This is a genomic window from Bradyrhizobium sp. Pa8, assembly GCF_052588265.1.
Map to the genome: position 1 here is coordinate 4,244,387 of NZ_CP176767.1, position 13,934 is coordinate 4,258,320.

Annotated in this window: 10 protein-coding genes; 4 read left to right on the forward strand and 6 right to left on the reverse strand. The window is 64.8% G+C overall.

Translation table 11 applies throughout. From position 1 onward, the window contains the following. Nucleotides 1–17: 17 nt before the first annotated feature. From rsmA to lptF, 6 genes are all read right to left on the reverse strand, one after another. Nucleotides 18–875 carry a 16S rRNA (adenine(1518)-N(6)/adenine(1519)-N(6))-dimethyltransferase RsmA gene (rsmA, locus tag ACKWRH_RS19110; protein WP_445221850.1) on the reverse strand — a complete coding sequence of 286 codons (858 nt, stop codon included), beginning with the start codon at nt 873–875 and terminating at the stop codon, nt 18–20. Then, nucleotides 875–1,909: a 4-hydroxythreonine-4-phosphate dehydrogenase PdxA gene (gene pdxA, locus ACKWRH_RS19115; RefSeq protein WP_445221851.1), complete on the reverse strand. Its 1,035-nt coding sequence runs from the start codon at nt 1,907–1,909 to the stop codon at nt 875–877. The genes rsmA and pdxA overlap by 1 nt, the downstream gene beginning before the upstream one ends. Beyond that, nucleotides 1,909–2,844, reverse strand: a complete 936-nt coding sequence (locus ACKWRH_RS19120) for a peptidylprolyl isomerase (RefSeq protein WP_445221852.1) — start codon at nt 2,842–2,844, stop codon at nt 1,909–1,911. The genes pdxA and ACKWRH_RS19120 overlap by 1 nt, the downstream gene beginning before the upstream one ends. 68 nt (nt 2,845–2,912) lie before the next feature. Continuing rightward, on the reverse strand, nt 2,913–5,399 hold the full coding sequence (locus tag ACKWRH_RS19125) for an LPS-assembly protein LptD (protein WP_445221853.1): 2,487 nt from the start codon (nt 5,397–5,399) through the stop codon (nt 2,913–2,915). Then, complete coding sequence (gene lptG / locus ACKWRH_RS19130; RefSeq protein WP_212094512.1) at nt 5,399–6,496, reverse strand: LPS export ABC transporter permease LptG; 1,098 nt, start codon at nt 6,494–6,496, stop codon at nt 5,399–5,401. The genes ACKWRH_RS19125 and lptG overlap by 1 nt, the downstream gene beginning before the upstream one ends. Beyond that, nucleotides 6,493–7,662, reverse strand: a complete 1,170-nt coding sequence (gene lptF / locus ACKWRH_RS19135; protein ID WP_445221854.1) for an LPS export ABC transporter permease LptF — start codon at nt 7,660–7,662, stop codon at nt 6,493–6,495. Before lptF ends, lptG begins: the two co-directional genes overlap by 4 nt. Before the next feature lie 341 nt (nt 7,663–8,003). On the opposite strand from lptF, the gene ACKWRH_RS19140 reads away from it, so the two are divergent. From ACKWRH_RS19140 to ACKWRH_RS19155, 4 genes are all read left to right on the forward strand, one after another. Further along, the gene (locus ACKWRH_RS19140; RefSeq protein WP_445221855.1) at nt 8,004–9,503 is read left to right on the forward strand and encodes a leucyl aminopeptidase; all 1,500 of its coding nucleotides are present in this window, start codon (nt 8,004–8,006) and stop codon (nt 9,501–9,503) included. 6 nt (nt 9,504–9,509) lie between these two features. Continuing rightward, complete coding sequence (locus ACKWRH_RS19145; protein ID WP_445221856.1) at nt 9,510–9,962, forward strand: DNA polymerase III subunit chi; 453 nt, start codon at nt 9,510–9,512, stop codon at nt 9,960–9,962. 166 nt (nt 9,963–10,128) lie between these two features. Beyond that, on the forward strand, nt 10,129–10,611 hold the full coding sequence (locus ACKWRH_RS19150; protein ID WP_445221857.1) for a hypothetical protein: 483 nt from the start codon (nt 10,129–10,131) through the stop codon (nt 10,609–10,611). 473 nt (nt 10,612–11,084) lie between these two features. Beyond that, entirely contained in the window at nt 11,085–13,934 is a 2,850-nt protein-coding gene (locus tag ACKWRH_RS19155) for a beta strand repeat-containing protein (RefSeq protein WP_445221858.1), read from the forward strand.

The window sequence follows — 13,934 nt, forward strand, 5'->3', positions numbered from 1 at the left end:
TTCCTCCGAAATTCCTGCTATCCAGCTTGCTTTCGTATATCCGCCAATTCACGCGCCATGGCAACAAAGCCTGATATCGGGATGGTCTCGGCACGCCGCGTCGCATCGACACCCGCGGCCGCGGCAAGGCGAGCGGGATCCGCTTGAAGCGATTTCAGGCTTTGCCGCAGCATTTTTCGGCGCTGCCCGAAAGCGGCGGCTGCGACCTGTTCGAGCAGCTTGCGATCGCAAGGCAGAGGCTCTGCGCGCGGCACCAGCCGCACGACGGAGGAGGTGACTTTTGGCGGCGGCACGAAGGCTGACGGCGAAATGTCGAACAGGATCTTTGTCTCGCAGCGCCAGTTGGCGAGCACGCCGAGGCGGCCATAGGCCTCCTCGTCCTCGCGCGCGACGATGCGCTCGCCGACTTCGCGCTGGAACATCAGGACCATCATGTCGTACCACGGCGGCCAGGGGGTGGTCGTGAGCCAGCCGATCAGGAGCTGGGTCGCGATGTTGTAGGGTAGGTTCGCGACGATCTTTGCTCTTTCACCATTGAGCAGCGGACGCGGGTCGAAGGTCATGGCATCGCCATGCACGATCTCGAGCCGGCCGGGATAGTGCGCGGAAATGTCCTCCAACGCAGGGATCGCGCGCTCGTCATGCTCGATGGCGATGACGCGTTTGGCGCCGAGCGCGAGCAACGCGCGCGTCAACCCGCCGGGACCGGGACCGATCTCGACGATGGTGGAGTCCTCGAGCGGCGCGGCGGCGCGCGCGATGCGCGCGGTGAGATTGAGGTCGAGCAGGAAGTTCTGCCCCAGCGATTTGCGCGCCGACAGCGCGTGCTGGCGAATGACCTCGCGAAGCGGCGGGAGGTCGTCGATCGCGCTCATCAGCTTTGCGCAGCCGCCATGCGGCTTGCGAGCTTGAGCGCAGCGATCAGGCTTGCCGGATTGGCCTTGGCCGTGCCGGCGATGTCGAAGGCCGTGCCGTGATCGGGCGAGGTGCGGATGAAGGGAAGGCCGAGCGTGACATTGACCGCGTCGTCGAAGGCGACCGTCTTGATCGGGATCAGCGCCTGGTCGTGGTACATGCAGACGGCGCAGTCATAGGTGCTTCGAGCGGCTTCGTGAAACATGGTGTCGGCAGGGAGCGGTCCCTTCGCCTCGATGCCGTCGCTGCGCAACGCCTTGAGCGCTGGCGCAATCACGGTTTGCTCCTCGTGGCCGAGTGAGCCGTCCTCTCCGGCATGCGGGTTGAGGCCGGAGATCGCGATGCGCGGCCTTTCGATGCCGAAGCGGGATTTCAGCTCGGTCGTGACGATGCGCACGGTCGAGACAATGAGCTCGCTGGTGAGCTGGGCCAGCGCATCGCGCAAGGAGACGTGGATGGTCACGGGCACCACGGCGAGCCGCGGCGACCACAGCATCATCACCGGCTGCGGCACGCGGCCGTCCTCCGCGGCAAGCTCGGCGAGATATTCGGTGTGGCCGGGATGGCGGAAGCCTGAGCGGTAGAGCACGCTCTTGGCGATCGGGTTGGTGACGACGGCGCTGGCGCGGCCTTCACGGACATCGGTGACCGCCTGCCGGATCGAAGCGAGCGCGGCCGGCGCGCTCGCGTCATCGGGCTTGCCGGGCTCGGCTGTCGCACTCTCACCCGTTGCGACCACGGGCAGGGCCTCGGGGAAGGCGGCTGCGGCCTCGCCGGCGCTTACCGAGGCAATCCGGATATCGGCGCCGAGGGCCTTGGCGCGGCGGGCGACGAAGGCCTCGTCGCCGAGCAGATAGAAGGCGGGCAGGTTCAGTTCGCGGCGTCTGAGCCAGGCCGCGATCGTGATGTCGGGGCCGATGCCGGCGGGCTCTCCCAGGGTCAGGGCGAGGGGCTTCGAAGGCTTGATGGAAGGTTCTAAGGCGAAGTTGGCCATCAGCGGTTGCGATATTCGATCATCGCCGCTTTCCGGAGATCTTCGAGATAGGCCTTCTGGGTCTTCTCGTACTTCTCCGAATACATCTTCTCGCGGACCTCGCGCTTTTTCGGCGTGTCGATCGTGGTCGGCTTGCGCGAGCACAGCACGACCATCTCGATGCCCGCCTTGGTGACCTCCGGCGCCGTCAGATGGCCGATCTGGGTGTCGTCGAGCACCTTGCGAAGCGCCTCGGGCAGGTCCGCGGTGGTCTTGGTGACGGTGTCGCGGATGGTGGCGTTCGGCGTCGAACGGAACAGCGAATTGGCTTCCTCGCAGCTTCCGACGCGCGAGCGATAGCTCTCTGCTTCCTTCTGCCGCGTCTCCAGGAAGGCCTGGGACGAGCCGCGCGGCACGATCAGCACGATCGGCTGCATCTTGTACTCGGTGCCCTCGATCTGGAGCTTGTCGCCGGTCTGGGCCTGCACGGCCTGCGCGACATCGCGCTCGCCGACCATCAGCTTCTCCTTGAAGCGGCCGCGTACGAGGCTGGTCCAGACCATCTCGGACTTCATGCGGCCCTTCAACGTCTCGGGGCGGACGCCCTTGACCTCGAGCGACTTGGTGAGCTGCTCCGGCGAGATGCGCATGCGCTGCGCCATGGCCTCGTAGGACTGGTTGATGTCGGAGATGCCGGGGTCGACGCCGTACTTCTTGCCTTCCTTGAGCTTCACCTTGTCGTCGATCAGCGCGTTGATGACATCCTGCCGGCTCGGGGTCTTCTGCGTCGTGAGCTGGTCGAGCTTGGAGCGCTGCTCGATGTCGAAGTCGGTGATCGGGTCGCCGTTGACCATCACGACGATGTTCTGCGCGCGAGACGGTGCGGGCAGGCCGGTCAGGACCAGCCCGGCACTGATGGCGAGGAGGAGGCGAAAAACAGGCAATTGGGTCGTCATGATTATCGCTCGCATGTCAGCCGGGATGAGCTCGCGATCGGGAGAGCCCGGCCGTCACTTCAGACGGTTCATTGGTAGCCGGCGGACGAGCTGGACCCGGTCGAGGTCGCCAGCGTGCGCAGGCCGATCTGGAACATGAACGCGTGGTTCAGCACGGGCGGCGCCGAGCCCGCAGAGTAACTATACGAAGTTACATAGTTCAAGCCGAGCACGAAGCAATCGTCGACATAGCCCGCTCCGAGCACATACTGGTTGATCTTGTTGGCTTCGAGGTCCCAGCGTGCCGAGCCGGTCACCACCCAATTGGCCGCGACCTTGATCGAGCCCGAGGTCAGGATGCCCTCGCGACGCGTCAGATAGCCGAGCTCCGGCTGCTCGGCGTAATTGCCGTACATCATGCTGACCGACCAGCGATTGAAGTTGGCGCGGCCTTCCGCCTCGAAGCGCTGCACGTTCCAGGTCTGCTCGTCCATGCGGGAGCGGACGCTGAACGTGTAGGTGCTGTTGGGCGAGTAGCTCGCGCTCGCCACGTAATCCGAGCGCGGCTTGTCGAGGCCGGAATCCAGGCCGGTGTTGATGGTGTCCTGGACCGTGTAGGAGTTCAGGCCGAACAGCTGGTAGGACTGCCCGAACAGCACCTTGACGGCGCCGCCCTTGTCGAACTGCGTGGTGGACTGCACGCCGACATTGGCGCGGCCGCCGCCCTCGACGCGGTCGTAACCGGAGAACTTGTCGACGCTGAACAGGTTCGAGGTGTCGAACACCATGCTCTGGGCGTCCTCGTTCGGGAACCTGCCGGCGTAGGTCTCGTTCGGCCGGATGATGACCTGCGCGATCGGCTCGATGGTGGTCGAGCCCCAGGGCTGAACGTTGATGAAGGGATAGCGGTATTCGAGGCCGACGGTCGGCATCAGGCGGAACGCCTGGGTGTCGCCGACCGGCAGGTAGTTCGACACGCCTGGCTGGTTGGAGATCGAGGCGTTGACCGCGTCGGCGCGGAGGATGGCGAACGGCGTCCAGATCTCGCCGAACGGGTCGGTGAAGGACTTGCGCCACTGCGCTTCCGCCGTGAGGCGGGTGTAGGTGCCGGGGACGCCGCGCAGCAGGCACTGCGACGGCGTGCGCGCGAGCGGATCGGCCGACGTCGTCGTGCACAGGCTGTTGGTGTTGGCGAGCGTGGTGATCGGATCGAACACCGCGGTGTCACGCGACAGGTTCGTGAAGTTGGTCTTGTAGCTGAGCTCGCCGCCGAACACCGGATAGTTGAGCACGTTCGAATAGTCGATCACGGGATAGACGATCGGAACCTGGCTCTGGTTGCCCGAGTAGCTCAGCCAGTACATCGTGCGCGCATCGAAGAAGCTGCGATTGCCGACGCCGGTCAGATAGAGCTGCGACAATGCGTCGGTCGGCAGATACAGGAACGAGCCCAGCGGATCGCGGTATTGCGACAAGCGGTAGTCCGAGAAGAAGTAGTAGTCGGACATGACGACGCCGTCCCAGCCCCAGACCCACTTGTCGTTCAGTGCGAACTGACCCTTGGTGTCGACGGCGCCGCGGAACTGGCGGTCGCCGGGCTGGCCGGCGAGTGCGCCGGGGTCGAGCTGGTCGATGCCGTAGACTCGGATCTGGTAGGCGCCGTCCATCAGGCGCTGGCGGTACTCGGCCTGGAACAGCACACCCTGCCTGGAGGTGATGCGCGGGCTGAAGGTCATGTCCATATCGGGCGCGATCGCCCAGTAGAACGGAACTTCGACGCCGTAGCCGAACGGCGTGTTCGACGTGAAGCCCGGCATCAGGAAACCGGTCTTGCGCTTCACGGTCGGGTCGGGCGTCGAGAAATAGGGCATGTAGGCGATAGGCACGCCGAAGAACTCGAGCTGTGCCGTCTCGAAATACAGCATCTTCTCCTGCTGGTCGTGGATGATGCGCGCACCCTTGACCTGCCACAGCGGCGGCTTCTTCGGATCGTCCTTACACGGCGCGCAGGCCGTGTAGACGCCGTTCTCGAACACCGTGTAGTTGCCGCTGGAGCGGTCGGCGCGGCTCGCGGCCATGCGGGTCTGGTCGGCGGTGTCCACGCGCAGCGAATCGACAAAACCGTCGCGGTAGTCGTCGGAGAGATCCAGGATCTCGGCATAGGTGATCTTGCCGTCGGCATCCGTCATCCGGACGTTGCCTTCAGCATGCAGCCGCTTGGTCTTCTGGTCGTAGATGACCTTGTCGGCCTCGACGCTGGTGCCGTTGTAGAACAGCTGGACGTTACCGACCGCGGAGACGCGCGAATTGTTGTAGTCGTAGTCGACCTCGGTCGCCTGAACCAGCATCTGGTTGTCGTTGGCGACCTTCGGCGGCTTCGGACGCGGCGGCAGCGGATTGTAGGTGAAGCTCTGGGCGGAGGCCGGCGCCACGGCGGCAACGTCGATCAGCCCGCCGAGCGACGCCACGGCGGCGACAGCCAGCAGGAGCCCGCGAATGGACAAGCCGCAACCGTTCGCGCGCACCAATGTGCGCCGCGTCAAACGAGACACGGGTCCTCGATGGACGGCAGTCACTAACCGTCCTCCTGGTACAACAAGGCCAAAAAGCCGGTGAGGCCGCCCACCACCACGGGCAACCACGCCGCAGCGATCGGATGCATCAACTCAGCCTTGCTCAAGTCTTCAGTCACTTTCGACAGAACGTAGAGCAGAAAGCCTGCGCCCACGCCACTCAAAACCATCTTCTGCACGCCGCCCATCCGGAAGAAACGCAACGACACGGAAGCCGCCAGCATCACCATGGCGGCCAGCAAAAACGGCTGTGCCAGGAGCTTGTGATACTGGAGTCGATAGCCGGCTGTCGCGAAGCCCGAGCTCTCGGAGGAGCGGATGTAGCTCGGTAGTTGCCAAAAGGACACAGTCTCGGGTGTGGAAAAGCTGTTGCGGATCTGGGCTTCGGTCAGCGTCGTTGGAATCTCCAACGTCGCCTGGTCGATCGGCGGCGAATCCAGCGAGAAGCGGCGCACCGATTTGAACAGCCAGTGACCGGACTCCAGCGCCGCCTCGCGCGCCTCGATCCGCTCCTTGAAATGCCAGTCCGTATCGAATCGGAACAGGGTCAGGCCGGTCAGCCGCACGCCCTGCTGCTCGCTGCGCGCCGCATTGATGATGACCTGGCCGTCATTGGTGACCTGGTTGAGCCAGAAGCCGGAGGCGTCCTGGATGCCGCCGCCGGGCGCCGAGCCGAACAGCTCGGCTTCCATGCGCTTGGACAGCTCGCGCAGGTTCGCCGACATCGGATTGTAGGCGACGGTGGCGATGACCCCGATCAAGAGCGCGCTGCCGAGAGCCGGCGAGATGAATTGCCACGCGGAGATGCCGGCGGCGCGCGCGACCACGAGCTCGAGCCGGCGGGAGAGGGCGAGATAGCAGGTCATGGCGCCGATCAGCATGCAGAACGGCGTCAGCTTCTCGAGCAATTGCGGGACCCGGAACAGCGAGGTCTCGGCCACCATGATCGCGGAGGCGGATGCGAGTCCTGAGGTCTTGCGCACCATCTCGATGTAGTCGACCAGCACCAGCAGCAGGAAGATGCTCGCGAACACGCCGAGCGCCGCGACGACGAAGCGTCCGGCGAAATAGCGCCCGAGTGTGTTGGTGAGCATGCTCATGCGACGGCCGGCCGTCCGAACAGCCGCGCGATACGCGCGTTCGACCTGTTGATGGCCTCCATGAGGCGGGGCGGCGGCTCGACCACGATGCCGCCGATGATCATCCACAGCCCGACGCCGATGGCGCCCAGGACCATCGCGTATTGGAACAGCACCGGACCAGGCGACTTCACCGCCATCACCGAGCAGGCGAATCCCGCCATGCGCAGGCCGAACACGGCGATCACCGAGCCGCCGATCGAGAAGTTGCGGCTCTGGCGCGTGGTGCGCGGCGCGCCGAGGAAGGCGAAGGTCAGCACGGCAAAGGCGAAGGGATAGATCGGCGCCAGCAGGCTGTCGTGCAGAGCCGAGCGGAACTGGCCGGGAATCTGCTTGTAGACCGGATCGTCCTCGGACGGGGAGAACAGCTCCCAGAGATAGCGCTCGCGGATGCCGAGGGTGACGTCGTGACCCTGGCCCGAGAACTTCGACATGTCGAAGCCGTAGCGGCCGAACGCCACCAGCGCGGGATCGCGCTTGCCGGCCTCGAAGCGCTGGAGATTACCGTCCTTCAGCACCAGGAACGAGCCGTTGTCGTTCTTCACGACCTCGCCATGCTCGGCGACGATCGAGACGCGCTCGTTGGGATCGCGGCGATCGTCGATGAAGATCCCGGCGAGGATGCCGCCGGGCTGGCGTTCGCGGATCCGGATCGTCAGGTTCTTGTCGAGCTGGGCGAAGCGGCCGGGCTGGAGGATGTTGGTGAGCACGTCGGCCGTGATCTCAGCGTCCCACTGCTTGATCCGCCGCATGCCGTCGGGGGCGAGATAGGCCGCGATGAAGGCGACCAGCAGCGCCACGACACAGGTGGCGTAGAAGAACGGATAGAACAGCCGGAACGGCGAGAAGCCGGCGGCATTCATCACGATGATCTCGGAATCGGTCGCGAGCTTGTTCAGCGTGTGCGAGATCGCGATCATCAGCGCGATCGGCGAGATGATCAGGACCAGCGCCGGCACGACGAGGCTGGTGATGCCGAGGAACGTCAGGATGGTCTGACCCTGGCTCGTCATCAGGTCGATGCCGCGCAACGCCTGCGTAATCCAGATCACGCCGGTGAGGCTGACCAGGACCAGCGCAAACGACGCTAGCGTCGTGCGGAAGATATACCTATCGATTGACCCCATGCGCTACCGCACGAATCCCCACCAGCGCCCCAATGCAGGCCGGAAGTCCGGTTGCCCAACCAATCCCCGATCAGGGGATCCCCAAGGTCGGCCAACCACCTCTTCCACCGGCTTACTCTCTCTCTACCATCCCTTTGATCCGTCAACAAAATGGCTGCCCCGTGGCGTCGTCAATATATGGTTAATATTTCCCTCGTTGTGGCCCGGCGGCCACGGGGGTCCTTGGCAGCTGCCGGGCCGGTGGCCCATAGTGGGGAAAGTCCAGTGAATCGTCGTTCAGCTCCGGCCCGTGGCCGGGTCCGCCGAGCGGCGAAAAGCCCGATGTTTTGAAGGAGTTACCCATGTCCGATGCCATCAAGGTCGGCTTTGTCCCGTTGTCTGCTGCCGCCCGTGGCATCCTGGTCGTGTTCTGCGACGACACTTTGAAGCTCGGCCCGGCGACGGCCAAGGCGCTCGGCGGCGCCACTGAGCTGGTCAAGCGGGCAGCCTCCGCCGCCGCCTTCAAGGGCAAAAGCGGCGCCGCGCTGGACATCCTGGCGCCGGAGGGGGTGAAGGCCACCCGCCTGGTCGTGATCGGCGCCGGCAAGGCGGCGAGTCTGAAGGCGAACGACTTCCTCAAATTCGGCGGCGTGGCGGCGAGCAAGTTCTCGGCCGGGGCCGCCGCCATGACCATCATCGCGGAACTTCCCAATGGCGCCATGACCAGCGAGCAGGCGGTTGCGATCGCCTCGGGCCTGCGGCTGCGCGCCTACAAGTTCGATCGCTACAAGACGAAAAAGAAAGACGGCGAGGAGGGCGGCTTGCGCGCCGACGTCTCGCTTGCGGTCGGCGATGCCACCGCGGCGAAGAAGGCGTTTGCCTCGGCCGGCCATGTCGTCGACGGCGTGATCATCGCGCGCGACCTCGTCAACGAGCCGCCGAACGTGCTTTTCCCCGAGGAGTTCGCGCGCCGCGCGGGCCTGCTCCGCAAGCTCGGCGTCAAGGTCGAGGTGCTCGACGTCAAGGCGATGGACAAGCTCGGCATGGGCGCGCTGCTCGGCGTCGGCCAGGGCTCGTCGCGGCCGAGCCGCACCGTCATCATGCGCTGGGACGGCGGCAAGAAGGGCGAGGCACCGGTCGCCTTCGTCGGCAAGGGCGTCTGCTTCGACACCGGCGGCATTTCGATCAAGCCGGCCGGCAGCATGGAGGACATGAAGGGCGACATGGGCGGGGCCGCCTGTGTCGTCGGCCTGATGCATGCGCTGGCGGCGCGCAAGGCCAAGGCCAACGTGGTCGGCGCCATCGGCCTCGTCGAGAACATGCCCGACGGCAATGCGCAGCGGCCGGGCGACATCGTCACCTCGATGTCGGGCCAGACCATCGAGATCATCAACACCGACGCCGAAGGCCGCCTCGTGCTGGCCGACGTGCTCTGGTACGTCGCGAAAAAGACCAAGCCGAAATTCATGGTGGATCTGGCGACACTGACCGGCGCGATCATGGTCGCGCTCGGCACCGAGCATGCCGGCATGTTCTCCAACAATGACGAGCTCGCCGACCGTCTGCTCGGGGCCGGCATCGAGAGCGGGGAGAAGGTCTGGCGCATGCCGCTCGGCCCCGAATACGACAAGCTGATCGATTCCCAGTTCGCCGATATGAAGAACACCGGCGGCCGCCATGGCGGCTCGATCACCGCGGCGCAGTTCCTCCAGCGCTTCGTCGACGGTACGCCCTGGGCGCATCTCGACATCGCCGGCACGGCGATGGGGGCGCCGAAGACCGACATCAATCAGAGCTGGGGAAGCGGCTATGGTGTCCGTTTGCTCGACCGTCTGGTCGCCGACCACTACGAGCGCAAATGATCCAAGATGACTGAAGTGCTGTTCTACCATCTGCAAAACATGACGGTGGAGAACGTGTTGCCGCCGCTTCTCGAGAAATCGCTCGAGCGCGGCTGGCGCGTCGTGGTGCAGTCGACCTCGTCGGAGCGCGCCGATGCGCTCGACGCGCATCTATGGACCTATCGCGACGATTCCTTCCTGCCGCACGCGACATGGCGCGTGAACGATGCCGCCGATCAGCCGATCGTGCTGGCGATCGAGGAGGACAATCCCAACGGCGCCAATGTCCGCTTCCTGGTCGACAACGCCGCGCTGCCGCAGGACGCGCAGGGCTATGAGCGCATGGTGCTGCTGTTCAACGGTGACGATCCGGACGCGCTGGCGTTTGCCCGGAGCGCCTGGACGGATTGCAAGGCGCGGGGATTTAATGTCACCTATTGGCAGGCCGACGAACGGGGCCGTTGGCAGCGCCGGAATTAGCGGTCGTTTGCAATTAATGATAATTTGCACTTTTCGGGCGATGCTGGCTTTTGTCACCTTCGTGCCGCAAAGTGATGTTGGGACAATCGCTTAGGGCCGGTCCTTCATGCGGGGAATTTAGTTTATCGTGCGACATCAAAAGCTTCCCAGCTCGCTCATAGTTGCGTTGGCTGCCGTAGCACCGCTGCTCGCGGGCTGCTCGGGGACCGATCTGTTGTCCAAGGATGCCCAGTGGTTCAACACGCCGAGCCGCCTGTTCATCAAGAGCATCTCAATCGAATCGCCGCCGTTGACGCCCGACAAGCCCGTGACGGCCGAGGATCTGGTCAGCGCCGACGGCGCCTGTCCCGGCATGACGCCGCCCCCCGGGCCGGCTGACGCCAATGCTTCGGCGACGGCGCCCATGGGCGGCACGGTCGCGCTCGGTCACACCGAATGCGACGTCGTGCGCGGTATCGGCGCGCCCTCGACCGTCAATCTCTCCAACGATGCCGTCGGCCGACGCGTTGCCGTGGTCACCTGGAGCTCCGGTCCGCGTGCGGGCATCTACACCTTCACGTCCGGCCGCCTGTCCTCGATCGAGGGCACGCCGGATGCGCCTGTCGTGCCGAAGGCGACCAAGCCGAAGCCGAAGAAGAAGTCGGCGTAAGGCGAACTCTCGCGTCCCGGAGCACTGCAGCGCGTTCACGCGCGTCTTCGACGCGCTATGCGCTGCTGCGCAGAGCCGGGACGCGGTCTCTCTCGATCCAGTCTCTCTCGATCATGGTCCCCGGCTCAGCAGCGCACCACTATCGTGCTGCTCTGCGTCCGGAGCACGAGAGCAGCGATCGAATTCGCCATCTCATCAAAGCTAATGCGTCGTCGCTTCGAGCTGTGGCTTCTGCGCGCGCATCAATGTGTCGGTGGGATTCGCGCGCGCCTTTAACAATCACGCTGCCGTTATACGTGATCGGCAATTCGTGATGTGAGAGCTTTTGCATCCGCTGTCGAAACCAGCCCGGAGGAAAACTGGAGGAAATCTCCAGAATAATCACGCGCGTCTAAAGCAGCGCTTCAAGAAAGACATCCGCACCACTGCTACGCATCGAGGGGAGGGACTGGATCGATCGAAGGAATATTTGGATGTCTACTACCTCTGTTTTCTCCCCGGTTACAGGCCAGCTCACCATTTTCGGCGACAGCGCCAATAACGGCGTCGTGATCAGCCGCGACAAGTCCGGCCGCATTCTCATCAACAACGGGCAGGTGAAGCCGATCGGTGGCGACCCCACCGTCGCCAACACCAACGAGATCGACGTCTTCGGTCAGGGCGGCGACGACACGATCACCGTCAACGAATCCAACGGCCCGACGCCCGCGGTGCACATTTTCGGCGGCGACGGCAATGACAGGATCACGGGCGGCTCGGGTGCCGATTTGCTGTTTGGGCAGGCCGGTAACGATACGATCAAGGGCGGCGGCGGCAACGATCTGCTGTTCGGCGGCGCGGGGAACGACACGCTGGACGGCGGCAGCGGCGACAACCAGTTGTTCGGCGAAGCCGGCGACGACCTCATGATCTGGAATCCGGGGGGCGGCACCAACCTGTTCGAGGGCGGTGACGGCAACGACACCGCGCAGGTCAACGGAAGCAATGATCCGGAGACGTTCACGATCACGGCGAATGGCACGCGCGTGCGATTCGACGGGACGGGCGCCTCGCCATTTTCGCTCGACATCGGCACGACGGAGAATCTCGTGCTGCACGCCGGCGGCGGAGACGACGTCATCACCGCAAGCAATGGACTCGCTAGCCTGATCTCGCTGACGCTCGACGGCGGCGCCGGTAACGACAGGATCACCGGCGGTGACGGCAACGATCTCCTGATCGGCGGCAGCGGCGACGACATCGTCAATGGCGGACGCGGCAACGACGTCGCGCAACTAGGAACGGGCGACGACACCTTCATCTGGAATCCCGGCGACGGCAGCGACACGGTCGAAGGCGGATCGGGCAACGACAAGCTGCTGTTCAATGGAGCCAACATCAACGAGACCATCAACATCTCGGCCAATGGCGGCCGGGTGCGCTTCACCCGCGACGTCGCCAACATCACGATGGACCTCAACAGCATCGAGCAGATCGAATTTGATGCACGCGGCGGCGCCGACAACATCACCGTCGGCGATCTCACCGGCACCGGCGTCAAGCAGGTTCTGGTCGATCTCGGAGCCGTTCCCGGCGGCACGCAAGGCGACGGCGCGGCCGACACGGTCACCGTCAACGGCACCAACGCTGGCCAGCACATCGAGGTCGCGTCCAACGGGACGACCGTGACGGTGACGGGCCTGCCTGAAGTCGTGACGATCGCGAATGCAGAGGCTGCCAACGACCGGCTGGTGATCCAGGCGCTCGGCGGCAACGACGTCATCGATGCATCGCTGCTTGCTGCGGCGATTGGGCTCACCATCGATGGCGGCGCGGGCAACGATACCATCACCGGCAGCCAGGGCGCCGACACCCTGATCGGCGGCGACGGAAACGACAAGGTCACCGGTGGCCGCGGCAACGACGTCGCTCTTCTCGACGCAGGCGACGACATCTTCACGTGGGATCCCGGTGACGGCAGCGACACCGTCGAAGGTGGCGCGGGAACGGATACGCTGGTGTTCAACGGCTCCAATGTCGCCGAGAACATGTCGATCTCGGCGAATGGCGGCCGCGCGCTTCTCACCCGCGACGTCGGCGCCATCACCATGGATCTCAACGGCGTCGAGCATGTGCAGATCGCTGCCGCCGGCGGCGCAGACAACATCACCGTCAACGATCTCTCCGGCACCGGCGTCACGCAGGTGGCGATCGACCTCAGTGCCGGCCCCGGCAGCCAGAGTGGTGACGGTGCGGCAGATCGTGTGAGCGTGAACGGCACCGCAGGCGATGACAACATCTCGGTCACGACCTCGGGCGGATCGATCGTTGTCAACGGCCTTGCGGCGCAGGTGACCATCGCTCACGCCGATGCCGGTGACGTCCTGACCGTCAACGGCGGAGGCGGTAACGACGTCATCAATGCCTCGTCCATCAAGGCGGGGCAGCCGTTCAGCCTCGACATCAACGGTGGCGACGGCAACGACACCATCACCGGCAGTGCCGGCAATGACATTGTGAACGGCGGCCGTGGCAACGACGTTGCCAATCTCGGCGCTGGCGATGATACCTTCGTCTGGAATCCCGGCGACGGCAGCGACATTGTCGAAGGCGGCAAGGGCACCGATACGCTGCTGTTCAACGGCGCCAACATCAACGAAAACATCAACATCTCGGCCAATGGCGGCCGGGTGCTGTTCACCCGCGATGTTGCCGCGATCGCGATGGACCTGAACGGCGTCGAGCATATCAACTTCAACGCCCTCGGCGGTGCCGACAACATCACGGTCGGCGACCTCTCCGGGACCGGCGTGAACCAGGTCAACCTCGACCTCGGCGCCAATGACGGCGCCGCGGATACGGTGACGATCAACGGAACCAGCGGCAGCGACGTCATCACGGTGACCGAGCACGACGGCATCATTACGGTGTCGGGGCTTGGCCAGGACATCAACATCACCGATGCCGGCACGGGCGACAAGATCGTGATCAACGGCCTCGATGGCGACGACGTCATCACGGCCTCCGGTCTGCATGGCGGCATCCAGCTCGTCGCCAATGGCGGCAATGGTGATGACGTCCTGATCGGCAGCCCCGGCAACGACACGCTCGCAGGCGGCGCGGGTGACGACGTGCTGATCGGCGGCGGCGGACAGGACGTTCTCGATGGTGGCACCGGCAACAACGTCGTCATCAACGGAGGCGGGGCGATGGCGGCCGCGATGCTGCTCAACCAGGCCATGGCGGCGAATCTCGTTCCGGCAGGCGACGGCCACGGCGAGATGCCGTTGCCCGATCCGCACGCGGCGCAGAGCCAGACCCTCGCACCGCCGCAACACGCCTGA